This window comes from Microcella sp. (assembly GCF_051860105.1).
In the GTDB taxonomy this organism is placed as follows: Bacteria; Actinomycetota; Actinomycetes; order Actinomycetales; family Microbacteriaceae; genus Microcella.
The window spans coordinates 1-22,930 of sequence record NZ_JBHYEO010000029.1 but is presented as its reverse complement, the minus strand read 5'-3'; the positions used below and the strand labels follow the sequence as shown (position 1 = coordinate 22,930).

The 22,930-nt window shown below is 71.0% G+C and carries 21 protein-coding genes, 2 tRNA genes and 1 pseudogene; 9 read left to right on the top strand and 15 right to left on the bottom strand.

Going from position 1 to position 22,930, the window contains the following annotated elements; translation table 11 throughout:
• From ACTIE9_RS12100 to ACTIE9_RS12090, 3 genes are all read right to left on the bottom strand, one after another.
• On the bottom strand, positions 1-166 hold a 166-nt coding region (locus ACTIE9_RS12100), incomplete at its 3' end, for a Nif3-like dinuclear metal center hexameric protein (RefSeq protein WP_439565822.1).
• The gene (locus tag ACTIE9_RS12095; protein ID WP_439565820.1) at positions 163-2,898 is read right to left on the bottom strand and encodes a purine-cytosine permease family protein; all 2,736 of its coding nucleotides are present in this window, start codon (positions 2,896-2,898) and stop codon (positions 163-165) included. The genes ACTIE9_RS12095 and ACTIE9_RS12100, both read right to left, overlap by 4 nt.
• Before the next feature lie 18 nt (positions 2,899-2,916).
• Positions 2,917-3,807 carry a DMT family transporter gene (locus tag ACTIE9_RS12090; protein ID WP_439565819.1) on the bottom strand — a complete coding sequence of 297 codons (891 nt, stop codon included), beginning with the start codon at positions 3,805-3,807 and terminating at the stop codon, positions 2,917-2,919.
• 53 nt (positions 3,808-3,860) lie between these two features.
• Between ACTIE9_RS12090 and ACTIE9_RS12085 the strand changes: the two genes are divergently transcribed.
• Complete coding sequence (locus tag ACTIE9_RS12085) at positions 3,861-4,232, top strand: hypothetical protein (protein WP_439565818.1); 372 nt, start codon at positions 3,861-3,863, stop codon at positions 4,230-4,232.
• A 31-nt stretch (positions 4,233-4,263) separates the two neighbouring features.
• Here ACTIE9_RS12085 and ACTIE9_RS12080 read toward each other — a convergent pair whose 3' ends face one another.
• The 4 genes from ACTIE9_RS12080 to ACTIE9_RS12065 form a co-directional block, all read right to left on the bottom strand.
• A complete protein-coding gene (locus tag ACTIE9_RS12080; protein WP_439565817.1) occupies positions 4,264-4,710 on the bottom strand; it encodes a hypothetical protein in 447 nt (148 codons plus the stop codon).
• A gap of 44 nt (positions 4,711-4,754) precedes the next feature.
• Positions 4,755-5,687, bottom strand: a complete 933-nt coding sequence (locus tag ACTIE9_RS12075) for a hypothetical protein (RefSeq protein WP_439565816.1) — start codon at positions 5,685-5,687, stop codon at positions 4,755-4,757.
• Positions 5,688-5,749: 62 nt separating this feature from the next.
• A tRNA-Val gene (locus tag ACTIE9_RS12070) sits at positions 5,750-5,822 on the bottom strand.
• A 30-nt stretch (positions 5,823-5,852) separates the two neighbouring features.
• Positions 5,853-6,323, bottom strand: coding sequence for a peroxiredoxin (locus tag ACTIE9_RS12065; protein ID WP_439565815.1), 471 nt, complete (start codon positions 6,321-6,323; stop codon positions 5,853-5,855).
• A gap of 147 nt (positions 6,324-6,470) precedes the next feature.
• Between ACTIE9_RS12065 and aceE the strand changes: the two genes are divergently transcribed.
• The 6 genes from aceE (at position 6,471) to ACTIE9_RS12035 (ending at position 14,128) form a co-directional block, all read left to right on the top strand.
• On the top strand, positions 6,471-9,203 hold the full coding sequence (gene aceE, locus ACTIE9_RS12060) for a pyruvate dehydrogenase (acetyl-transferring), homodimeric type (RefSeq protein WP_439565814.1): 2,733 nt from the start codon (positions 6,471-6,473) through the stop codon (positions 9,201-9,203).
• A gap of 70 nt (positions 9,204-9,273) precedes the next feature.
• Positions 9,274-10,455, top strand: coding sequence for a PucR family transcriptional regulator (locus ACTIE9_RS12055; protein ID WP_439565821.1), 1,182 nt, complete (start codon positions 9,274-9,276; stop codon positions 10,453-10,455).
• 85 nt (positions 10,456-10,540) lie between these two features.
• Positions 10,541-11,455: an ACP S-malonyltransferase gene (locus ACTIE9_RS12050; RefSeq protein WP_439565813.1), complete on the top strand. Its 915-nt coding sequence runs from the start codon at positions 10,541-10,543 to the stop codon at positions 11,453-11,455.
• Complete coding sequence (locus tag ACTIE9_RS12045) at positions 11,452-12,459, top strand: beta-ketoacyl-ACP synthase III (protein WP_439565812.1); 1,008 nt, start codon at positions 11,452-11,454, stop codon at positions 12,457-12,459. Before ACTIE9_RS12050 ends, ACTIE9_RS12045 begins: the two co-directional genes overlap by 4 nt.
• Before the next feature lie 88 nt (positions 12,460-12,547).
• Positions 12,548-12,796: an acyl carrier protein gene (locus ACTIE9_RS12040; protein ID WP_255159604.1), complete on the top strand. Its 249-nt coding sequence runs from the start codon at positions 12,548-12,550 to the stop codon at positions 12,794-12,796.
• A 96-nt stretch (positions 12,797-12,892) separates the two neighbouring features.
• Positions 12,893-14,128 (top strand): beta-ketoacyl-[acyl-carrier-protein] synthase family protein, encoded by a 1,236-nt coding sequence (locus ACTIE9_RS12035; protein ID WP_439565811.1) that lies wholly within the window; start codon positions 12,893-12,895, stop codon positions 14,126-14,128.
• A 134-nt stretch (positions 14,129-14,262) separates the two neighbouring features.
• Here the strand turns inward: ACTIE9_RS12035 and ACTIE9_RS12030 are convergent, their stop codons facing one another.
• Positions 14,263-14,811, bottom strand: coding sequence for a DUF3145 domain-containing protein (locus ACTIE9_RS12030; RefSeq protein ID WP_439565810.1), 549 nt, complete (start codon positions 14,809-14,811; stop codon positions 14,263-14,265).
• Between the two features lie 183 nt (positions 14,812-14,994).
• Here ACTIE9_RS12030 and ACTIE9_RS12025 point away from each other — a divergent pair, with 183 nt between their 5' ends.
• Complete coding sequence (locus ACTIE9_RS12025) at positions 14,995-15,549, top strand: PadR family transcriptional regulator (RefSeq protein WP_439565809.1); 555 nt, start codon at positions 14,995-14,997, stop codon at positions 15,547-15,549.
• A 30-nt stretch (positions 15,550-15,579) separates the two neighbouring features.
• Here ACTIE9_RS12025 and ACTIE9_RS12020 read toward each other — a convergent pair whose 3' ends face one another.
• From ACTIE9_RS12020 to ACTIE9_RS11990, 7 genes are all read right to left on the bottom strand, one after another.
• Positions 15,580-17,202 (bottom strand): bifunctional 3'-5' exonuclease/DNA polymerase, encoded by a 1,623-nt coding sequence (locus ACTIE9_RS12020; RefSeq protein WP_439565808.1) that lies wholly within the window; start codon positions 17,200-17,202, stop codon positions 15,580-15,582.
• 219 nt (positions 17,203-17,421) lie between these two features.
• Positions 17,422-18,261, bottom strand: coding sequence for a DUF1684 domain-containing protein (locus tag ACTIE9_RS12015; RefSeq protein WP_439565807.1), 840 nt, complete (start codon positions 18,259-18,261; stop codon positions 17,422-17,424).
• Positions 18,262-18,352: 91 nt separating this feature from the next.
• Positions 18,353-19,075, bottom strand: coding sequence for a hypothetical protein (locus tag ACTIE9_RS12010; RefSeq protein ID WP_439565806.1), 723 nt, complete (start codon positions 19,073-19,075; stop codon positions 18,353-18,355).
• Positions 19,076-19,105: 30 nt separating this feature from the next.
• Positions 19,106-19,663 (bottom strand): hypothetical protein, encoded by a 558-nt coding sequence (locus ACTIE9_RS12005; protein WP_439565805.1) that lies wholly within the window; start codon positions 19,661-19,663, stop codon positions 19,106-19,108.
• 171 nt (positions 19,664-19,834) lie between these two features.
• Positions 19,835-19,908 (bottom strand) — tRNA-Ile (locus tag ACTIE9_RS12000).
• Between the two features lie 52 nt (positions 19,909-19,960).
• Positions 19,961-21,196: a glycosyltransferase gene (locus tag ACTIE9_RS11995; RefSeq protein ID WP_439565804.1), complete on the bottom strand. Its 1,236-nt coding sequence runs from the start codon at positions 21,194-21,196 to the stop codon at positions 19,961-19,963.
• A 132-nt stretch (positions 21,197-21,328) separates the two neighbouring features.
• Positions 21,329-22,246, bottom strand: a complete 918-nt coding sequence (locus ACTIE9_RS11990; protein WP_439565803.1) for a DMT family transporter — start codon at positions 22,244-22,246, stop codon at positions 21,329-21,331.
• A 40-nt stretch (positions 22,247-22,286) separates the two neighbouring features.
• On the opposite strand from ACTIE9_RS11990, the pseudogene def reads away from it, so the two are divergent.
• Positions 22,287-22,835: pseudogene (gene def / locus ACTIE9_RS11985) on the top strand (peptide deformylase); the annotation flags it as partial.
• Positions 22,836-22,930: the final 95 nt, after the last annotated feature.

Genomic DNA, 22,930 nt, shown 5'->3' with positions numbered 1-22,930 from the left:
CGATCGCCTCCTCGACGGTCGCGGCGACGGCATCCACCACGAGCAGGATGCGGGTGACGGTCGCGCTCGGGTCACCGCTCAGCAGGCCCGGAGCATCCCACTGCTCTGCGCCCGCGAGCGGCCACAACCGCTCGACCGCGGCAGCGGCATCCGCCACCGTCGTCATGCGATCGGTGCTCCGTCGAGCGGCGCTGCCGAGGGCTGTTCGAGACGGTCGGCGCGACCGAGCGTGGCGGCGGCATCAGCGTCGGCGTCGGCGGCCGCGCGCTCAGCGGTCTGCAGTCGACGCAGCGCCGGGATTCCCGCGACGAGCGGCGTCAGCAGACCCAGCAGGAGGGCGACGAGCACGCCCGGATCGGCGACGGCGAGCGCCGACCCGGTATCGACACCGAGCACGGAGAACAGGTATCCCTGCCACTGAAGTCCCCCCAGCGACGCCGTGCTGAAGCCCCAGCCCACCGCCGTGATGACCAGCAGCATCAGGAGGTTGACCCACCGCACCGCGGGATACACACCGCCCGTACGCAGCAGCGAGGGCGAGTGCACGCGGCGGGTGCGGATCATCGTTTCCGCGCCGAAGATGCCGGCCCACGCGGCGACCGGCACGGCGAGTGTCGTCACGATGTCGCGGAACAACGACGCGACGTCGGGCACGAGCAGCACGAGCAGCGCGACGAGCGCTCCCGTCAGCACGACGGTGATCGTGACGCCGACGTGGCGCGGCGCGCGCAGTCCGCTCGCGAGCAGGGCGAAGCCGCCCGAGTAGAGCGCGAGAGCGGCGGCCGAGACAAGCGAGAGGGCGACCGCGGCGATGAGCGGAACCGGGTACCACAAGGGCAGGAGACGGGAGACGAGATCGATCGGATTCGACTGGAGCCCCTCGGCGAGGACGGGGTTCGAGGCGGCCAGGAGCGCACCCCAGCAGATCAGGGTGAAGGCGGGGATCGTCGCGCCGAACGCTGTGAAGAGCACGGCCGACGAACCGTAGGTGCCCTTCGCCTGGTAGCGCGCGAGGTCGCCGCTGCTGTTCGCCCACGCGAGACCCACGACGCTGAACACCAGCACAGCACCGCTGACGAGCAGCTGCCAGTCGCCGTCGGGCACCGAGAGCGCCGCGTCGAGGTCGAGGTAGGAGGCGGTGAGCACGATGAGCCCGATCACGAGCACAGCGGAGAGCGCGCTGACCACCGCACTGACGAGGGCGATGAGTCCGAAGCCGAAGCCCGCGAGCATCGCGGCGAGAACGAGGCCGATGGCCGCGCCACCGATCGTGAGCTCGAGACGGCCGAGCCCCACGACCAGGCCCGACCCGACGAGCACTTCGGCAACACCCGCGGCGAGCATCCAGAGCAGGGCGGCCGCCCAAGCGAGCCGCGTGACGACGGCCAGCAACGCCGGCAGCAGGTTCCCCCGGATGCCGAAGGTGGCGCGCGAGATGACCATGGTCGGCTGGCCGCTCCACTTGCCCGCGAGCGTGCCGAGGCCCAGCGGGAGGAAGGAGATGGCGACGCCGAGCAGCGTCGCGAGCACAGCCTGCCGGAGGCTCACGCCCAGCCCGACGATCACGCCACCGAGGGCGACGCTCACGACGGAGGCGTTGACCGCGAACCAGAGCCAGAACAACCGGATGGAGCGACCGGCGCGCTGATCGGCCGGCGTCGGCTCGAGCGCGCTGACCTCGATGCGCCCCGCACGCGGTCCGACGGGCGGCCCCGCGGTCGACTCGGCAGCCGACGCGCCGGCCGTCCCGAAAGCGGTCACCTCATCACTCGGGGTGGATGCGGCCCCAGTCTCATCGACCACCGTGTCGGCCGCGACGGCGCTCCCGGGCGTGGGTGCGGCGCCCGCGTCGGCACCGAGCCCGCCGAGCAGGGCGGCGATGCCGTCGGCGTCGCCGGGCGCGGCCGCGGGCGGCGAGGCCGCCGATCCCGATGGGGGTTCAGCATCAGGAGCAGGCTCGGGCTCGCGGAGGAGATCGTCGAAGAGCAGTGCCGCCGCGCTCGGAGCCGCCGCGTCGAGCGGGCCCGAGGGAGGAGCGACCGGTTCGACGAGATCGGGCACCGGAGAACCGGAGACCTCGTCCACGGTCTCGAGCGGGGGCGGCACGACCGCCGAGGGCACGATGCCGTAGGGCGGCGGAGCGTCGGCGAGCGCCAGATCGATCACGGGGGCACTCGGCGGAACGGCCGGCGGCGCCGGGGGCAGCGGGGGCAGCGGGGGCAGCGGGGGCAGCGGTGCTGGCTCGGCGAGCGGGGAGGAGGAGGCTGCTTCTGGCGGCGGTGCGGCTGCGAGCTGCTCGGCGACCGACAGGGTGACGCCGCTCACCGGCACCACCGGAACGACGCCGGTGAACTGCGCGCGCACCTGCGACACGATCTCATCGGCCGCCGGAACGTCCGCCGCACGCACCTGCTGCTCCCACTCGGCGAGGCGACGCGCCTCGACCTGTCGCAGCTCGAGCTCGCGCTCGACGAGGTCGAGCAGGGCCGCCGTATCGTGATCGGGCGCATCGAGGTCGGCGACCTCGAGCAGCTGCGCGTCGGTGAGCGACTGCCGGGCGGGCGGCGGCGGCACGACCCCCGCAAACGTTGCCGTCGGGGCGGGCGGGGCGGGCGCGGTGGGCGGAAACGCCGCCGGCGGGGCGGGCGGAGCCGGCGCGTTGGGCGGAAACGCCGCCGGCGTGGCCTCCGGGGTCGTGACGGGCGCAGTCGAGATCGGTCCGGTGGGAGGTGCCCACCGCGCGAACTCCTGGGTCAGTGCCCCCGCGAGCGCATCGTCATCGGTCGCCGACGGGTCGTAGCTGGCCCCGGAGGGCGGCGGCGTGAACGTCGATCGGCGCGGGCCGGGAGGAGTCTCCGGGTCAGCACCCTCGTTCGGCGGCAGCGCGTCGTCGACCATGCCCCGATGATAGGGCGGTCAGCGCTCCGAACGCGGTTGCCGAGCCGAGGAGAGCACGGTGACCCCCGCGAGGATGAGCGCGAGCCCGACCCAGCCCGCGATCTCGAGACGCTCACCGACGATGAGAACGGCGAGCAGCGTCGCGACGAGCGGCTCGAGGAGCGTGATGACCGTCACCGTGCTCGACGCGAGCGCGCGGACACCGACCGCGAAGAACAGGTAGGCCAGGAACATCGGACCGACGGCGAGGTAGAGGGCGATCCCGATGCTCGCGGGTGCGGCCAGCAGCGGCCCCCCGATGGCGAGCAGCACGACGGCGAGCGGCAGTGCTGCGAGCCCGAATGCCGCCCCCATCGTGCCGCGACCCGAGTGCCCGGCGCGGATGACGATCCCGGAGGCGAAGGTGAAGAGCGCGTATCCAGCACCCGCGACGAGCCCCAGAGCGACCCCGAGGGGGATGCCCGCCGCATCGACAGGCGAGCCGTCGCCGTGCCCGCCGGCGACGAGCAGGGCCATGCCGGTGATCGCGATGCCCGCGCTCAGCATCCACCGCGCCGTCAACCGTCGCCGATGCACTCGCCACTCGAGCACGGCCGCGAAGAGCGGCCCCGAGCCGAGCGAGACGACGTTGCCGATCGCAACGCCGGCGAGGTCCATCGAGGCGTAGAACGCGAGCGGATAGGCGACCATGCCGAGGGCCGCCGCCACGAGCCAGCCGCGCACGCGTCGATCGCGGATGACACCGAGCGCCGCTCGGCGGCTCACGACGAAGAGCAGGGCTCCCCCCAGGGTCATGGTGCTCGCGCCGATCGCGAGTGGGCTCACGGCGTCGGGGAAGAACGACGCGGCGGTGCCGGTGGTGCCCCACAGCACGCACGAGACCACGAGGGCCCAGATGGCGGCGTTCATGGGGCGTTCGGGGGCCTCTCGACGACAGGGATGAGCGACGTACAGTGGTGCGCATGACCGAGAACGAGTTGATCGCCCACTGGACGCGCGCACGCTGGCACATCATTGTGTCGCAACTGGCCCCCACCTTCCTGCTGGCGGTGACGGTGTGGATGCTCATCGATGGGCTCGCCGAGACCCCGCTGCCCGTGCGCCTCGCCGCCACGGGAATCTTGCTCGCATCGGGCGTGCTGGGGGCGGCGGCGCAGTTCGCCGCCGCACAGGAGGGCCTCGCCGTCATCGAGGAGCTGAAGGCCGTGCCCGGCGTCTCGGCGATCGGGCGCCGCATCATCGCCAGCGCGCGCGGTGTCGACGTGGTGCGGTTCGTCGGGCCCGCGATCTTCGTCGCGACCTTCGCCGCCCTGCTCTGGGCGCTGTACCTGTAGGCGCGTCGCCTCGCGCTGCTTCGTCAGCGGCTCAGAACGGCTCGTCGTCACCGTCGAGCAGAATCGTCGCCGCCGAATAGCCGGGAACCACGCCGATCGACAGCCAGTCGCGCGCGATGCCGTGGAACCGATCGGCATCGAATGGCGACTCGTGCGGATCGTCGGCGCGCAAGCGCCAGACCGTGTGACGACCGGTCGTGGCATCGAGCGCCCCGACCTCGACGATGATCGCCTCCGTCGTGCGCAGGAACTGGGCGAATCGACGGCCCGGATCGTCGCGACGCTGCACGATCACCCAGCGCCCGTGGCCCGCCTCGACCCGACCGGCGAGCGCGGCGAGCTGTGACCAGGAGCGCACGGCCCCGTAGCCGCCTGCGAGACCGTCGCTCGTGTACTCGAGGTCGAGGGGCACCGGCACGCACGCAGGATGCGCGGCGGCGGCGGCTGCTGCTGCTGCTGCTGCTGCGAGCGTCGTCATGAGCGGCTCCCTTCTCGGCGGATCGGGCTTCTCCACCCCCGACGCTAGAGGCGACCTCCGACGCTAGGGCGACCCCCGACACGCCCGAACGGAGCAGGTCGCGCGTACGCCTGCACGAGCAGGTGCCCGCGCACCTCGCTGAGGCGCTCGATGAGGGCGTCGACCGCGGAGTGCGAGACGCCGGCGACGACCAGATCGTCGGGACCGAGCGCCCGCAGCGGGCGGCAACGGAGACGGACGACCTGCCAGCCGACCTCGGCGAGCAGCTGATCCTTCCGGCGATCAGCACGCTCGCGACGCCCGACATGCTCATCGCCGTTGCGCCCGACGGTGTCGAGTTCGACGGCGATCGCCAGCTCGGGCATGACGATGTCGGGCCACACCTCGAGGCGGCCGAAGAACGGCGTGCGCACGCGCACGGCGGTCGGGCGCAGGTCGAGCTCGAGCCGCTCGGCGATGAGCGCGCGCAGCCGCCCCTCGGCCGCGGAGGTCGCCCGCGGGGCACGGTCGCTGCAGAAGGCCTCCCCCGGGCGCACCTCCGCCGCCGACCTCCGTAATTCAGGAGCCGGGGGGCTGTGTCGGGCGACGACACGCCGCGCGGGCATCCGCATGCCGGTCTCGACCGTTGCGTCTCCTGAATTGTGGAGACGCGGCCATCGCGGCGTGGACGGCAGCAGCGACGGAGTCGCGCAGACGGGGCACCACGAGCGCGAGGAGCGTGTGCGGCCCGGTCGGGCACGCTGCTCGGCCGGCGTCGCGACGAACTCGTGGCCGACCGCGCACACCCACACGAGGTAGACGTCGGCGGCAGGGGGGATCTGCGAGAGCACGAGCTCGTGGTTGCGCTCAGGACGGTACTGCTCGACGAGCGCCGTGAACGGGGCCCACGCGTCGAGGTACCGACCGATCGGGCTCGGCACAGAGAGGCCCGTGATGCGCTGGCGGCGCTGCCACCACTGCTCGACACTCCACGGCACGAGACCCACGCTAAGGACGACCGCCGACACCGCGAGCGGCCGGGCGGCCCTCGACCGCGAAGTGGGCCCTGAGGGACTCGAACCCCCGGCATCCTCGGTGTAAACGAGGCGCTCTACCAGCTGAGCTAAGAGCCCGTCGGTCACCAGCGTACCGGCGCGATCGGCTCAGAGGGCGGCGATGGCCTCTCGGTACGCGGCGAGCGGACGCGCCTCGCTGGGGCTGGCGGCGAAGGATGCCCGCACGACGCCGTCCGCATCCACCAGCACGGTCGCGCGCGTCGCGTACCCCTTGTCATCCAGGAAGGCCCCGTACGTGCGGGCGACCTCGCCGTGCGGCCAGAAGTCGGCCAGCAGCGGGAAGTCGTAGCCCTCACGCTCGGCGAACTCGCGGAGGGTCGCGGTGGAGTCGACCGAGATTCCGAGCAGCTGCACGCCGGCCGCCCGGAACATCGCCACGTTGTCGCGCAGCTCGCACAGCTCGCCCGTGCACGTGCCGGTGAACGCCAGGGGGAAGAAGACGATCGCGACGGCGGATGCCCCGCGGTAGCCGCTCAGGGTCACCGTCTGCCCGAACTGGTCGCGCAGGGAGAAGTCGGGGGCCGTGCTGCCGACGACGGGGAGATCGGGTTGCGGCACGGGTGGCTCCTGGTGCTCATCGGGCTCGCACCGAGCGGTGCGGAGCGGGTGACTAGACTCGACATCGCTCGTGCGATGCACCGCGCCGTGACCCGGAGCGGGCTTTCGTGCCGACACACTCTGTCTACCACCAGGAAGAGGTCAAGGGTGACGGTCAACGACCAGGATCCGTACTCGGTCAGCCACGTCGACTCCGATCCGGAGGAGACCGCCGAATGGAACGAGTCGCTCACCGCGGTCGTCCACGAGCGCGGTGCCGAACGGGGTCGCGACATCATGCTCAGCTTGCTGAAGCGCTCGAAGGAGCTGCACCTCGGCGTGCCCATGGTGCCGACCACGGACTACCTCAACACGATCGCGCCCGAGAACGAGCCCGCGTTCCCCGGCGATGAGGAGATCGAGCGCCGGTACCGCGCGTGGATCCGGTGGAACGCGGCCATCACCGTGCACCGTGCGCAGCGCCCCGGCATCGCGGTCGGAGGCCACATCTCGACCTACGCCTCGAGCGCCGCGCTCTACGAGGTCGGCCACAACCACTTCTTCCGCGGCGCCGAACACCCGACCGGTGGCGACCAGGTGTTCTACCAGGGCCACGCCTCCCCCGGCATGTACGCCCGCGCCTTCCTCGAGGGCCGGCTGAGCGCCCAACAGCTTGACGGCTTCCGGCAGGAGAAGTCGCACGCCGGCGCCGGCGGAGGCCTCTCGAGCTACCCGCACCCGCGGCTCATGCCGGACTTCTGGCAGTTCCCCACCGTGTCGATGGGCTTGGGGCCGATCAATGCGATCTACCAGGCGCAGCTCAACAAGTACGTGAGTAACCGCGGCATCGCGCAGGCCGATGACACCCAGGTCTGGGCGTTCCTCGGCGACGGCGAGATGGACGAGGTCGAGAGCCGCGGCGCGCTGCAGCTCGCCGCCAACGACGGGCTCGACAACCTCAACTTCGTCATCAACTGCAACCTGCAGCGGCTCGACGGCCCGGTGCGCGGCAACGGCAAGATCATCCAGGAGCTCGAGAGCTTCTTCCGCGGCGCCGGCTGGAACGTCATCAAGGTCATCTGGGGTCGCGAGTGGGATGCCCTGCTCGAGCAGGACCACGAGGGCGCGCTGCGCGACCTCATGAACCGCACCCCCGATGGCGACTACCAGACCTACAAGGCCGAGTCGGGCGCGTTTATCCGCGAGCACTTCTTCGGGCGCGACCCGCGCACGGCCGCTATGGTCGAGAATTACAGCGACGACCAGATCTGGAACCTCAAGCGCGGCGGCCACGACTACCGGAAGGTCTACGCGGCCTTCAAGGCGGCGAGCGAGCACACCGGGCAGCCGACCGTGATCCTCGCGAAGACCGTCAAGGGCTACGGCCTGGGCCCGAGCTTCGAGGGCCGCAACGCGACCCACCAGATGAAGAAGCTCACGCTCGACAACCTGAAGCAGTTCCGCGACGAGATGCGTATCCCGATCACGGATGCTCAGCTCGAGGCCGACCCGTACCAGCCGCCCTACTACCACCCGGGCGAGAGCGACCCGGCGATCCAGTACCTGCAGGAGCGTCGTCGCGAGCTCGGCGGCTACGTTCCCGAGCGCCGGTCGAAGTACACCCAGGTCTCTCTGCCCGACGCCGCGACCTACGACATCGCGAAGAAGGGTTCGGGCAAGCAGGAGGTCGCCACGACGATGGCCTTCGCGCGCCTGTTGAAAGACCTGCTGCGCTCGAAGGACTTCGGGCACCGCATCGTGCCGATCATCCCGGATGAGGCGCGCACGTTCGGCATGGACGCCTACTTCCCCACGTCGAAGATCTACAACCCCAACGGTCAGCACTACACGAGCGTCGACCGGGAGCTGCTGCTCGCTTACAAGGAGAGCCCCCAGGGTCAGATCATCCACACCGGCATCAACGAGGCCGGCGCCGTCGCGGCGTTCACCGCGGTCGGCACGAGCTACGCGACGCACGGCGAACCGCTCATCCCGGTCTACGTCTTCTACTCGATGTTCGGCTTCCAGCGCACGGGAGACGCGTTCTGGGCCGCCGGCGACCAGATGACCCGGGGGTTCATCATCGGCGCCACCGCGGGCCGCACGACGCTCACGGGCGAAGGCCTGCAGCACGCCGACGGGCACTCGCCGCTGCTCGCGAGCACGAACCCCGCGGTCGTGACCTACGACCCGGCGTTCGGCTATGAGATCGGGCACATCATGCGCGCCGGGCTCGAGCGGATGTACGGCGGGGCGCATCCCGACCCCAACGTCATGTACTACCTGACGGTCTACAACGAGCCGCACGTGCAGCCGGCCGAGCCGGAGAACCTCGATGTCGACGGCCTACTGCGGGGCATCTACCTGCTCAAGCCGAGCACGGCACTCGGTCCGAAGGCGCAGATCCTCTCCTCGGGCGTCGCTGTTCCGTGGGCCCTCGAGGCGCAGCAGCTGCTCGCGGACGACTGGAACGTCTCGGCCGACGTGTGGAGCGTCACGTCGTGGAACGAACTGCGCCGCGACGGCCTCGCCGTCGACGAGCACAACTTCCTGCGCCCCACGGAGGAGCCGAAGGTCGCCTACGTGACCCGCAAGCTGCAGGGCGCCGAGGGTCCGTTCATCGGCGTGACCGACTTCATGCACGCTGTGCCCGACCAGATCCGCCCGTTCGTGCCCGGCGACTACGCGACGCTCGGCGCCGACGGCTTCGGCTTCAGCGACACGCGACCCGCTGCTCGGCGCTTCTTCACGATCGACGGCCCCTCGATCGTCGTGCGCACGCTGCAGCAGCTCGCGCGCCGCGGCGCGGTCGACCCCAGCGCGGTTCCGGCCGCGATCGAGAAGTACCGCCTCTACGACGTGACGGCCGGCACGACCGGCTCGGCGGGCGGCGAGTCCTAGCACCGGACGAGGGGGCGCGCGCCGACCGGCTCGAGCCCCCTCGCTTCCCTGAAGGAGCACGGTGGCAGAGTTGACGAAGGCGCAGACGTTGCAGTGGCTGCGCAACATCTCCGGTGAACTGGCGACGGCGACCCTCAAGCGACTCGACGACACGCTCCCCTGGTATGGCACGATGCCCCCGAGCCGCCGCTCGGCCGTCGGCCTCGTCGCCCAGGCGGGAATCACCTCGTTCATCAGCTGGTACGACGACCCCACCTCGCAGCCCTGGATCGCGGCCGATGTGTTCGGCGCGGCGCCCCGCGAGCTGCTGCGCTCGGTGAGCCTGCAGCAGACGCTGCAGCTCATCCGCGTCGTGGTCGAGGTCGTCGAGGACCGGGTGAAAGACCGCGACGAGAACCTCCGCCACGGAATCCTGCTCTACAGCCGCGAGATCGCCTTCGCCGCGGCCGACGTCTACGCGCGCGCCGCCGAAGCCCGCGGGCTGTGGGATGCGCGGCTGGAGGCCCTCGTCGTCGACTCGATCCTCAGCGGCGAGTACGACAACGAGCTGCCCAGCCGCATCGCCGCCCTCGGCTGGAACGGGCACGGCGAGGTGTGCGTGCTCGTCGGCACGACACCGCGCATCGTCGACGTCGACCAGATCCGCCGCACCGCGCGCCACGTCGAGGCCGATGTGCTGATCGGTGTGCAGGGCAACCGCCTGGTCGTCGTGATCGGGCGGTCGACGCCGCGCACGGACGACGAGACGCCGCAGCCGGAGCCCACGTACTCGTTCGCCCAGATCGCCGAGGCCCTCGAGCCGAGCTTCGGCACCGGCAACCTGGTGCTCGGCCCCGAGGTGCCCGACGTCGTCGAAGCCGGCAAGAGCGCGAAGGCCGCTCTCGCCGGTTTCGCCGTCGCCCGGTCATGGCGCAACGCACCGCGCCCGACCCTCGCCGACGACCTGCTGCCCGAGCGATCGCTCGCCGGCGACCCCATCGCGCGCGGCACGCTCATCAACCGCATCTACCGCCCCCTCAAGGCCCACAATCCCGAGCTGCTCATCACCCTGTGGGCCTACCTCGACAACGGGCGCAGCCTCGAGGCCACCGCGCGCGAGCTTTTCGTGCACCCCAACACGGTGCGCTACCGGCTCAAGCGCATCAGCGAGGTCATCGGCTGGGACGCCACGGGAGCGCGCGAGGCACTCATCCTGCAGTGCGCCCTGATCGTCGGCTCGATCGCCGAGCCCGAGGGCAGCGTGCGCCGCTGACTGTCGACCTGCGACAACGTCGCTGTAGGTTTGTGCACGGCATCCCCACCGCCACCCCGAACCGCCCCTTGGGAGGATGAACATCATGATCGTCGTCGTCGCCCCCGGCCAGGGCTCGCAGGCCCCCGGCTTCCTCGAGCCGTGGCTCGACGAACCGGCCCACCGCGAGCGCCTCGAGCAGTACTCCGAGGCGGTCGGCCTCGATCTGGTCGCACACGGCACCGTGTCGGATGCCGACACGATCCGCGACACCGCCGTCGCGCAGCCCCTCATCGTGGCCGCCTCGCTGCTGAGTGCCGCCGCTCTGCTCGACGGGCGCCGCGAGCGCGTGGGTGCTGTCGCCGGGCACTCGGTCGGCGAGTTCGCCGCGGCGGCGATCGCGGGAGTGCTCACGGACGACGACGCCCTGCGCCTCGTGCGCGAGCGCGGGCTGGCGATGGCCGAGGCCGCCGCCGCCGTGCCCACCGGCATGAGCGCCGTCCTCGGCGGAGACGAGGATTCCCTCGCCGCTCGCCTCGCCGAGCTCGGACTCTCCCCCGCCAACATGAACGGCGGAGGGCAGACCGTCGTCGCCGGCGAGCTGCCCGCGCTCGCCGCGCTCGCGGCCGAGCCCGTGGCCGGATCCCGGGTCATTCCGCTCCAGGTCGCGGGCGCGTTCCACACGCACTACATGAGCTCGGCGGTCGACCGGCTGCGCAGCGCGGTGGCGGGCGTCGATCCACGTGATCCGAGCATCCGGCTCTACACGAACCGCAATGGCACTGTCGTGACGTCAGGAACCACGGCTCTCGACCTGCTCGTCGGCCAGGTCTCGTCGCCCGTGCGCTGGGATCTGTGCATGCAGTCGTTCGCCGCCGATGGCGTGACGGGCGTGATCGAACTGCTGCCGGCCGGCGCCCTCGTCGGACTCGCCAAGCGAGCACTGAAGGGCGTGCCGACCGTGGCCGTCAAGACCCCCGACGACCTCGCGGCCGCCATCGACCTTCTGGAGAACGCATGACCGAGCCCACTCTGCACCAGTCCGTCGGCGTTCCGTACACGCGCATCTACGCGGTCGGGGCCGCGCGCGGCGACCTCACCGTCACGAACGACGACCTCGCCGGACCGATCGACTCGAGCGACGAGTGGATCCGCCAGCGCACGGGGGTCATCACCCGGAAGCGCGCCTCCAGCGAGGTGCATGCGATCGACCTCGCCGAGGCCGCCTCGCGCGAGGCCATCGAGAAGGCGGGCATCCGGCCCGATCAGATCGGCGTCGTGATCGTCTCGACGATCAGCAACAGCGTTCAGACACCCTCGCTCGCCGCCCTGCTCGCCGACCGCATCGGCGCGACGCCCGCACCCGCCTACGACGTCTCGGCCGCCTGCGCGGGCTACACGTACGGCATCGCGCAGGCCGACGCCTTCGTGCGCGCCGGTCTCGCGGAGTACGTGCTCGTCGTCGGTGCGGAGAAGCTCAGCGACTTCACGAAACCCACCGACCGAACCATCTCGTTCCTGCTCGGTGACGGCGCCGGTGCGGCGATCGTCGGCCCGAGCGACACCCCCGGTATCGCCGCCACCGTGTGGGGCTCAGACGGCTCGAAATGGGACGCGGTGGGCATGGACCGCCCGCTCAAGGAGGCCTTCGACGACCCCGAGGGCGGGTTCCCCACCCTGCGGCAGGACGGCCAGACCGTCTTCCGCTGGGCGGTGTGGGAGATGGCGAAGGTCGCCCAGAAGGCTTTGGACGCCGCGGGCGTGACCTCCGACCAGCTCGCGGCGTTCATCCCCCACCAGGCGAACATGCGCATCATCGACGAGTTCGCCAAGCAGTTGAAGCTGCCGGAGAGCGTCATCATCGCCCGTGACATCGCGACCACCGGCAACACCTCGGCGGCATCGATCCCCCTCGCCACCCACCGACTGCTCGAGGAGCACCCCGAGCTGAGCGGCGGCCTCGCCCTCCAGATCGGCTTCGGCGCGGGCCTCGTGTTCGGCGCCCAGGTGGTGCGGCTGCCCTAGTCCGCCCGTTCCCTCGTGGCCTCCCCCGCCCGGCGCACCGCCGCCCTAGGATTGGGGACGGTCATACGACACCCACAAGGAGATAAACATGGCACTGTCCACCGAAGAAGTTCTCGCCGGCCTCGCCGAGCTCATCAACGACGAGACGGGCATCGCCACCGACTCGGTCGCGCTCGACAAGTCGTTCACCGACGACCTCGACATCGACTCCATCTCGATGATGACGATCGTCGTCAACGCCGAGGAGAAGTTCGACGTGAAGATCCCCGACGACGAGGTGAAGAACCTCACCACCGTCGGCGACGCCGTCACCTTCATCGTGAACGCCGCGGCCTAGAGCCGCCGCACGATGCCGCACAGCGACCGGGACCGGTCATCCGATCGGTCCCGGCGCTGAGCGGTCGAACCATCACCCCTGCAGAGAGTTGACGTTATGACCACCATCGTCGTCACCGGAATCGGTGCCACCTCCCCCCTCGGCGGAACCGCCCGCGAGAGCTGGGACGCTCTGCTGCGGGGCGAGTCGGGCACGCGCTCGCTCACCCACGACTGGGTCGCCCAGTACGAGCTGCCCGTCACCTTCGCCGCCGAGGCGAAGGTGCGTCCGGAGGACGTGCTCGAGCGGCAGGAAGTCAAGCGCCTCGACCCCTCCGCGCAGTTCGCGCTCATCGCGGCCCGCGAAGCCTGGGCCGACGCCGGCGCTCCCGACATCGCCCCCGAGCGCATCCTCGTCGACTACGCCACCGGAATCGGGGGCCTCTGGACCCTCCTCGACGCGTGGGACGTGCTGAAGGAGAAGGGCCCGCGCCGGGTTCTGCCCATGACGATCCCCATGCTCATGCCCAACGCCGCAGCGGCCGCCATCAGCATGGGCCTCGGCGCGCGCGCAGGTGCCCGCACGGTCGTCTCCGCCTGCGCTTCGGGCACCGAAGCCATCGCCAACGCGTACGAGCACCTGCAGCTGGGGCTGGCCGACATCGTCGTCGCCGGCGGCACCGAAGCGGTCGTGCATCCTCTGCCCATCGCCGCCTTCGCCTCGATGCAGGCGCTCTCGAAGCGAAACGACGACCCCGCTGCCGCCTCTCGGCCCTACGACGTCGACCGCGACGGCTTCGTGCTCGGCGAGGGTGCCGCTGCGATCGTGCTCGAGACGAAGGAGCACGCGCTCGCGCGCGGCGCGCGCATCTACGCCGAGCTTGCCGGCGGCTCGGTCACGAGCGACTCGTACCACATCACGGCGCCCGACCCTGAGGGCTCCGGCGCGGCGCGCGCCGTGCTCGCCGCCCTCGTGCAGGCCGGTGCGACGCCCGACGAGGTGTCGCACATCAACGCGCACGCGACGTCGACCCCGGTCGGCGACATCGCCGAGTACAACGCGCTTCACCGCGTGTTCGGCGAGCGTGTGAAGAGCATCCCGGTGTCGGCCACGAAGGCGTCGACGGGGCACCTGCTCGGTGGCACGGGCGCGCTCGAGGCCGTCTTCACGATCCTCGCGCTGCACGAGCGCACCGCACCGCCGACGATCAACCTCGACAACCAAGACGAAGCGATCCCGCTCGACGTCGTCACGTCGCCGCGCGCGCTCGGCGACGGGCCGCTGCTCGCGATCTCGAACTCGTTCGGCTTCGGCGGCCACAACTCGGTCGTCGCCTTCCGCACCGTCGACTAGCGCGGCCTCCACAACTCAGGAGTTCCGACGCGAACAGCCCCGCGACACGCCGTTGTGGGGCTGTTTCGTGCCGGGTGGCGCCGCTGGCTCCTGAATTGTGGAGACGAGCGGGGGGTGCGAGGTGGATGCGGGGCTCAGCCCGCGCGGTGCAGCCACACGACCCGCGCGCCGTCGCCGGCGTGGCGGAACGGCTCGAGCTCGTCATCCCACGCCTGGCCGAGAGCGAGACGAAGTTCTCGATGCAGCTCGAGCGTGTTCGAACCGGCGACCTCGATGGCGTAACGGATGCGATCCTCGGGAATGACCGTGTTGCCTGCCGTGTCGGTCTGCGCGTAGTAGATGCCGAGGTCTGGCGTGTGCATCCAGCGACCGCCGTCGGCGCCGAGACCGGCGTCTTCCGTGACCTCGAAGCGCAGGTGCTCCCAGCCGCGCAGGGCGCTCGCGATCTTGGCGCCCGTGCCGCGCTCGCCCTCCCAGACGAACTCGGTGCGCTGGGTTCCCTTGAGCACCGGCTGGTCGATCCAGTCGAAGTTCACGGCACGATCGATCGCGCGCCCGGCCGCCCACTCGACGTGCGGGCAAAGAGCACGAGGAGCGGAGTGCACGAAAAGCACTCCGCGCGCGACCGCCACGGTCTTGGTTTCCACAGTCGACTCCGTTCCGTTCAGGTGCGACTTCCCCATCGACCTGGTGCACGGAGTGCGTGGTGTCTTCAATTGTGGCGGTCTCCCGCCTGACAGCAGTATGACGCAGAACACGACGGAATGACAAGGCTGGAATCACACGACTGTGATTCGCGAGATGACGATCACGTGAACTGTGGGCAGATAGTCACTCGGCATGCATACGCCGAATAGTGTTGGACCATGACGTTGCGGCACTCGCTCCTCGCGGTCCTCACCCTCGGCCCGGCATACGGCTACCAGTTGCACGCCGAGGTGGTCGAGCGCACCCGGCGCGATGCCCCGCTCAATGTCGGGCAGGTCTACTCGACCCTCGACCGCCTCCGGCGCGACGGGCTCATCGAAGACGCGGGAAGCACCCCCGACAACCTGCCGCTCTATGCGCTGACGGATGCGGGGGCGATCGAGGCGCGCATGCACCTCACCGAGCCCGACCTGGCCGATTGGCACGAGATGGTCGAGCGCGTGCTGCTCGCCCTCTCGCTGCCGGGCGACCACGTCGACGTGCTCGTGCGCAACTACCGGCGACTCTGGGCACCGCGGCGCGGGGCCAGCGACGAGGTGACCGACCCGACCGGGGGCGCCGCGCAGGCGGCCGCCCAGCATGCCGCGCGCCTGCTGCAGGCCTCGGCGCTCGCCTGGCTCGACTCGCTGCCCGAGGTCGAGCCGTGGGCCCTGCGCACCGATCGCCGGCGGCGCGGGCGCCGTGCGGCGGAGGCGGTGCATCCACCCGCCTGATCGCCCCGAGGCGGCGTAACGGGCCCGACGCTACTTGGCGTCGCTGTACCGGTGCACGGCCGCGATCGAGACCGGGAACGACACGGCCGTCTCGCCGAAGACGATGCGACCCGCGTCAGCCGCGGCGCTCCTCAGAGCCTCCTCGACCTCGGCGACGCGGTCGCGCGGGCTGTGCACGATGAGCTCGTCGTGCACGAAGAACACCAGGTGCGGCTGGGCCGCGAGCGCGCCGGCCTCCGGGGTCCAGAGCCGTCGACGTACGCCCGCCATCCAAGCGAGCGCCCATTCTGCGGCCGTGCCCTGCACGACGAAGTTGCGCGTGAAACGACCCCACGATCGCGCGGCCGACCGGGCCGCCCGCCCCACCGACTCGTCGGCGCCCTCCGCGCTCGCGGCGCCCTGGTGCTCGCGCCAGGAGGCCGACGGCGCCGGCGAGGTGCGGCCGAGCCGCGTCGCCACGCGCTCGCCGCGCTCCCCCGCCCGCGCCGCGGCCTCGACGTAGCCGATCGCCTGCGGAAACGATCGGGCGAGGCGAGGCAGCACCTGCGCGCTCACGCCCGTCGTGCCGCCGTACATGGCCCCGAGCATGCCGACCTTCGCGTGCTCGCGCGACGCCACCGCGCCGCTCGCGACGATGCCCGCGTAGAGGTCGACACCGGCGCCGGCACGCGCCATCGCGGCATCACCCGAGAGGGCGGCGAGAATGCGCGGCTCGAGCTGCGCCGCGTCGGCCACCACGAGCGCCCAGCCGGGGTCGGCGACGACCGCGGGGCGCACCTGTTTCGGCAGCTGCAGCGCTCCCCCACCGTCGGAGGCCCAACGGCCTGTCACCACGCCTCCGGGAACGAAGGTGGGCCGGAATCGGCCATCATGCACCCACTCGTCGAGCCAGTTCCACCCGTTCGCCGTGTGCAGGCGGCTGAGGGTCTTGTAGTGCAGCAACGGGGCGATCGCCGGGTGGTCGAGCCGCTTCAGCTCGGCCGAGCGCGTCGTCGCGACCTCGAGCCCCGCCCGCCGCAGCGCCTTGACGAGCTCGGGTGGCGAGTCGATCGGCACCGGCCCGACACCGAGCAGGGTTTCGACCTCGGTGGCGAGCTGGTCGAGCCGGGCGGGACGCCGCCCGGGCCCCGGTCGCGGGCCGAGAGCCTCGACGAGCAGCGCGTCGTGGTCGGCCGCCCTCCACGGCAAGCCCGTGTGGCGCATCTCGGCCGCGGCCAGGGCGCCCGCCGACTCGGCGGCGGCGAGCACGGTCAGTCGCACCGGATCGGCGTGGGCCGCGATCGCAGCGCGCTGCTCGGCGAAGGCGAGGCACGCGGAGATCGCGGGCACCGCATCCGTCGCCCCATCGAGGTCGAAGAGGGTGTCGGCGCGGGCCGCGGCAGGCGCGCGCCCCCAGTCGCGACGCGGAGGCCGCCCGGCGATGCCCGCGAGGATCGCGTCGACGAGCGCCAGGTCGTGGCATCGCTCGATGCGCACGCCCGCGGCGAGCAGAGGCGGGTACCACTGCGCCGTGTCGGTCCACACCCAGCGCGGATGCTCCGCCTCCCGCTCGGCGACCGCAGCGGCCAGCCCCGCCTCGGGCACGAGCGTGACGCGGCCCTCATCGTCGATGAGCCCGACCCCGTCGGGCCGCCGGTCGACGACGATGTGCATGCCTTCAGTCTGCCGGTGCCCGGCGACAGCGGCCGCATCAGCGGGTTCGCCCGGCCGTGGCCCGGCCACCCGCCCCTGTCTCCACAACTCAGGAGACGCGACGCGACGCGTCGCCCGACACGCCGGTGCGGGCGCTGATCGAGCCGCCCACTCGGCACATCTCCTGAATTGTGGAGTTGACGGCCGGACGTGGGCGCGTGGGCGCGTGGGGCTGGGGCGTCAGCCGTGCAGCAGCGAGCCGTCGGCGGCGAGCACGTTCTTCTCGCCCGCCTCGACGCGGAAGGGGAAGCGGTTCTGCTTCGGCGGCAGCGGGCAGTTGAAGGCGTAGCTGAACGCGCAGGGAGGCAGGATGGCCGTGTTGAAGTCGAGCGTGATCGTGCCATCGGGGTTCGGGGCGAGAAAGAGGAAGCGGCCGACGCTGTAGGTGTCGTCGCCGTTCGTGGCGTCAGCGAACACGAGCTGCAGCGCGCGCCCCGACTTGAAGGCGGCGATGTCGTACTCGACGCCATCGTGGGTGAACCGGATCTCGCCGGGGACGACCTCGCCGCGGGTCTTGCCGTCGTCCTTCAGGTGCTCAAAGCCGACGACCGTGCCACCCTCGATCTCGCGGAAGGTTCCGGTCACGACCCACTCGGGCGCGTAGTCGAACGCATCGATGCCGCCGAAGTTCTGAATCCCCTCGCTCTGCGCATCCCACACCCGCAGGGCGTACAGGCCGTCGTCGCCCGCGATGACGAAGCCCGTCGTGTGGTCGTCGAACACGATCGCGCTCGGGTTCGGGTCGTCTTTGCCGCGCACGAGCACGGTGCCGTCGACGAGAACACCATCGACATGGATGCCCGCCGCAGCGTCCGCCGTCACGACGAGGCCGCCCTGTCCGGAGGGCGCGGGAGCCCAGCGGCCGGGCACTCCCCAGATCGTCTGCTCCTCTGCCACCCACTGGGTGTTGGTGAGCGCGAGCGGACCCTGCGGCTGCACGGCGGCGAGGGCGCGGCGCTCACGGAAGACTGCGTAGCGCTCGGCGGGCGTTGCAGGGACGGCGGGGGCGGTGTCGGTCATGGTGTCCATCCTGTCGGTCTGGTCGGTGCAACCCGGTCGCGGGCGCGGCGATTCCCCGAGCGGGATGCCCGGCCTCGCGCTCGGCGAGCCGCTACAGCAGCGCTGAAGGGCGCGCGAGCCCGACGGCCAGCCCGAGCAGGGCGATGCCCGTGCCAAGGGTGAGGGCGGTGCGCACCAGCTCGGCGTGCGCGTCGGTGAGCAGCCCGAGTTGCCACCGGCGCTCGACGAGCCAGAGGGCGGCAGCGAGCACGAGCACGACGATCGTGAGCACGCGCACGAGCGGCGCGGGCGCGGCCCCGAGGGCGAGCCCGACGACCTGGTACAGCGCCACGACGCCCCAGGGCACGATCGCGATCGCGGCACCGAGGCTGTACGGCCAGGCCGAGCGGCGACGCTCGAGGGGGGCGCGGCCCTGCAGCCACAGCACGCCGATCGCCGCCGCCGCGACCGCGTAGCAGAGGATGAGGGCGCCGGCCTCGGCAACGCCGTTGAGCTGCGCGACGAGGAAGAGAGTGATGCCGGAGATCTGCGAGAGCTCGAGGGCGCGCACGGCGCGGCCCCGCTCGGGGCGCACGGCGACGGTTGCGCGCGCCGCGGCCGAGACGAGCAGCACGGCGGCGACCGCCGCCGCGAGGTCGACGCCCGCGAAGGCTCCCGGTCCGCCCGCGGGCAGGGAGAGCGCGACGGGCAGCACGATCGAGGCACCGCCGAGCGAGAGTGTCGCGAGCGCGATGGCGACGACGAGGTGCGCGGCGGCCGCTAGCAGCTCGATCGTGCGAGCGCGGGCAGGGGTGGCGACGGAGGTGGGCGTCATAGGGCTCCCTTCAACCAGAGCGACCGAGAATCATCGCGGTTGAACAATGATCTCCCACTCGGCGGGGTTGGACTGCTGGGCGACGAGAGCCTGAGCTTCGGCGACGACGGCGTCCCGGTCGTCTCCGATCGGGTACAGACCCTGCTCGTTGAGAGGCGACTCAGCCGCCCTCCATGCCGGGCGGATGGTGAAGTCGGTGAACGCGACCGTGCCGTACACGACCGCCACGATGCGCTTCCCCGTAAGGAACGAGAGTGTGCTCGCCAGGTTGAGACCGTTACTGGCGGAAGCGGTTTGCTCCTCAACGCTTGTACCAGTCACGACCGGAAGCGCCGCAGCCTTCGCCTCAGCATCCGCCCTCACCGCAGGTGGAAGCGGCTCGTTCGGCCTGACCACCATGAAGGTACCGTCGGGCAACTCGTAGCCACGAAGACCGTCGGTGATGTCACGGTTGAGCTCACGCGCGAGTTCTTCGTCGATGGTGTCGCCGGCCTCGAGCGTCGTGGGATCGACAGCATCCTGGTCAGCAGTCGGCTCAGTCGACTCGGCAGCGGGCGGCTCTCCGAACGCCCACGGCTCCAACTCCACAGACGGAGCGCATCCCGATAGGACGAGCGCAATCACGCTCGCGGCAACGAGTGACGCGCGACGACGAACGAGGGGCATGAGTCTCCTGATGCGAGAGTGAGCGATCATCACAGGCTATCCACTCGCCTGTCGCCGCGATGCCCCACGAACGCGTGCCACGACGCCGAACGGTAGGGCGGACGGGACTTGAACCCGTGACCGATGGATTATGAGTCCACTGCTCTGACCAGCTGAGCTACCGCCCCGCGCACCGCGCGGGCGGTGCAGGGCCACTCTACCGAGTGCGGATGCCCGCGCTCAGGGCGCCACGGTGTCGACGTCGTCGGCCACCGGGTCGACGACGGCCTCGCCGCGGTAGAGCGCCTCGAACGTGTCGAGCGTGCGGTTGATGTCGTGACCTTGCACGATGCGCAGGCTCTCGCGCTTGAGCTCGAGCAGCTCATCGTGCGGCATCGTGAAGACCTTCGTCAGCAGTGCGGCGAACTGGTCGACGTCGCCCGGTTCGTAGAGGTAGCCGTTCTCGCCATCGTGGATGAGGTGCGGCAGAGCCATGGCGTTCGCGCCGATGACAGGCAGCCCCGAGGCCATCGCCTCCATCGTCGCGATCGACTGCAGCTCGGCGCGCGAGGGCATCGCGAAGACGGATGCCCGGGTCAGCTGCTGCTTGAGGTACGACTCGGGCGCGTGGCCGGCGAAGTGCACGCGGTGCGAGATGCCGAGCTGGGCTGCGAGCTTCTCGAGCGCCGGACGCTGCTCTCCGTCGCCGACGATCTCGACCTTCACGTCGAGCGCGGGATCGAGCTTCGCCGCGGCGCGCAGCAGCTCTTCGATGTGCTTCTCGGCCTCGACCCGCCCGACGAACAGCACGACGTTCTCGGTGCGCGGCTCGAGGTTGGGCGTGTAGTGGTCGATGTGCAGCCCGCAGCTGATGGGGTGCACCTCGTCGAGATCGGTGTACTTCTCGAGGTAGTCGGCCGCCTTGCGCGTCGGGGTGGTCACGGCTTCAGCGAGACCGAAGGTGCGGCCGGCGGCCTTCCAGGCTGCCCGCACGGCCGGCTCGCGGAAGGCGCCGACGAACGGGGTGAACTGCAGGCCGTTCTCGGGCATGAAGTGATTCGTGCCGATCACTCGGATGCCTCGTTTGACCGCCTGGCGCGCCAGCCCGCGCCCGACGACGATGTGTGACTGGAAGTGCACGACGTCGGGCTTGACGGTGTCGAGGATGCGCGCGGCGTTCTGCTCGATGCGCCACGGCAGCGCGTACCGCAGCCAGGGGTGGGGGTACCAGCGCCACGAGCGCAGCCGGTGCACCGTCATGGGCTGATCTTCGTGCACCTCGGTGCGCGTCACGTTGGGGCCGCCCTCAGCGCCGGGGGCGACGATGTGCACCTCGTGGCCGCGCTCGACGAGCCCGGCGGCGAGGCGCTCCGCGAACTTGGCGGCACCGTTCACATCGGGGCCGAAGGTGTCGCCGCCGATCAGAACGCGGAGGGGGCGGTTCGCAGAGCCGCCGTCATGCGGAGCGTCAGGCACAGTGGTGGTGATCCTTGCTTCTCGGTGGTGGGCGCCGCTCGAACGCGAACGCGGGCGAGCGCCGGGGACAAGAGGAGAACCGTCGTCCTACGCTACCGCAGGGCGCCCCGCTCGCGCGGGACCGCATCCGTCTCAGCGGTGCGTCTGCGGGTGGTGCTTCGCCAGTTGCAGCACGCCGAGGATGGCGACAGCACCGGCCACAACCGCCACGATCGCGAAGGCGGGCGGGATGAGCGATGCCTCGCCGAGCACGACGACACCGATCAGCACGGCGACCAAAGGGTCGACGACGGTGAGCCCCGCGATCACGAGGTCGGGCGAGCCCACCGAGTAGGCGGTCTGCACGAAGTAGCTGCCGAGCGCGGCGGAGGCGAGCAGCGCGACGATGGCAACGACCGTGAGCCCTTCGAAGTTGTTGTTGAGGATGCGGTTGATGACGACCTTGGCGAGGGTGGCGACGAAACCGAACAGCACGCCCGCACCGATGATGTAGAACATCGCGCCGACGCTGCGACGGGCGAAGGCGAAGGCGAAGCCGAAAGCCGCGAGGACGACGCCGAGGATTCCGAGCACGATGAGCAGCTGCACCTCGGTGATCTCCTGCTCGATCGCGTAGACGGCGGCGATGGCGACGAAGATGCCGACTCCGCTCACGCACATGGCGATGGCCCGGATGGCCGCGCGATCGAGCTTGATCTTCGAGATGCGCGCATTCAGCACGGCCGTCATGACGAGCGCGACGACGCCGAGCGGCTGCACGACGATGAGCGGTGCGAACCCGAGGCTCGTGAGCTGGAAGAGGATGGCGAGACCCAGCATGAGCGTGCCGACGACCCAGGAGGGCCGGGCGAGCAGATGCAGGAGTTGCCGGATGCTGAGGCCGGCCTTCTCACCGTCGCCGTGGCTCTCCTCGACGCGGGTGACACCGCGATGCTGGAACTGCGCGCCGAGCGAGAGGAACACCGCGCCGATCAGGGCGATGGGGATGCCGATCGACTGGTAGGGGGTGAGGGTGATCTGCTCGGTCAGGTCACTCAGCTCGGGCGGCACCCGGTCAATCTACCCCGCAGGCCACGGATATTCTGGACGAATGGCCGCGCTTCCGATCTGCATCACCGGCGAACCCGTGCTCCACACCGTGGCCGCTGAGGTCGAGGTGATCGACGATGCTCTGCGAGCACTGGTCGCCGAGATGTTCGAGACCATGGAGGCCGCCCCCGGCGTCGGCCTCGCGGCACCGCAGGTCGGCGTGGATGCGCGACTCTTCGTGTTCGACTGGACCGACGATGACGCCGTGCGCTGGCGCGGAGTCGCCATCAATCCCGAGCTTCTGGTGAGTCCGGGCCCCGTCGGGGAGGCCGACGAGGAGACCGACTCGGAGGGGTGCCTCTCGGTGCCCGGCGAGCGGTTCCCCCTGCTGCGCTCGGAGCGAGCCCTTCTGCGCGCCATCGATCTCGACGGCGAGCCGTACGAGATTGACGCGACGGGGTGGCTCGCGCGCATCTTCCAGCACGAGTACGACCACCTCGACGGGGTGCTCTACGTCGACCGCCTCGCCCACCCGCACGACCGGGCCGCGGCCAAGGCGATCCGCAAGCGCTCCTGGGGCTCGGCCGGCCAGAGCTGGCTGCCGGACAGGCGATCCGAAGAGCGGAGTGTAGGGCCAGAGGCGCGCGGTGGTGTGGTCGGGGGGCGGCCGTGGCGTCAAAGGGGTGGGGGGGGGGGGGGGGGGGG

What these genes read in the sequence shown, in the direction of transcription:
- ACTIE9_RS12020 (WP_439565808.1), bottom strand. Translation starts at nt 17,202, where the DNA reads ATGCACATCGTCGTCGACCGGCGGCCCGACGGGGTCGGGCTCATCGAC.
- ACTIE9_RS12035 (WP_439565811.1), top strand. Translation starts at nt 12,893, where the DNA reads ATGACCACCATCGTCGTCACCGGAATCGGTGCCACCTCCCCCCTCGGC.
- ACTIE9_RS12015 (WP_439565807.1), bottom strand. Translation starts at nt 18,261, where the DNA reads ATGACCGACACCGCCCCCGCCGTCCCTGCAACGCCCGCCGAGCGCTAC.
- ACTIE9_RS12025 (WP_439565809.1), top strand. Translation starts at nt 14,995, where the DNA reads ATGACGTTGCGGCACTCGCTCCTCGCGGTCCTCACCCTCGGCCCGGCA.
- ACTIE9_RS12040 (WP_255159604.1), top strand. Translation starts at nt 12,548, where the DNA reads ATGGCACTGTCCACCGAAGAAGTTCTCGCCGGCCTCGCCGAGCTCATC.
- ACTIE9_RS12045 (WP_439565812.1), top strand. Translation starts at nt 11,452, where the DNA reads ATGACCGAGCCCACTCTGCACCAGTCCGTCGGCGTTCCGTACACGCGC.
- ACTIE9_RS12050 (WP_439565813.1), top strand. Translation starts at nt 10,541, where the DNA reads ATGATCGTCGTCGTCGCCCCCGGCCAGGGCTCGCAGGCCCCCGGCTTC.
- ACTIE9_RS12030 (WP_439565810.1), bottom strand. Translation starts at nt 14,811, where the DNA reads ATGGGGAAGTCGCACCTGAACGGAACGGAGTCGACTGTGGAAACCAAG.
- ACTIE9_RS12080 (WP_439565817.1), bottom strand. Translation starts at nt 4,710, where the DNA reads ATGACGACGCTCGCAGCAGCAGCAGCAGCAGCAGCCGCCGCCGCCGCG.
- ACTIE9_RS12090 (WP_439565819.1), bottom strand. Translation starts at nt 3,807, where the DNA reads ATGAACGCCGCCATCTGGGCCCTCGTGGTCTCGTGCGTGCTGTGGGGC.
- ACTIE9_RS12085 (WP_439565818.1), top strand. Translation starts at nt 3,861, where the DNA reads ATGACCGAGAACGAGTTGATCGCCCACTGGACGCGCGCACGCTGGCAC.
- ACTIE9_RS12010 (WP_439565806.1), bottom strand. Translation starts at nt 19,075, where the DNA reads ATGACGCCCACCTCCGTCGCCACCCCTGCCCGCGCTCGCACGATCGAG.
- ACTIE9_RS12095 (WP_439565820.1), bottom strand. Translation starts at nt 2,898, where the DNA reads ATGGTCGACGACGCGCTGCCGCCGAACGAGGGTGCTGACCCGGAGACT.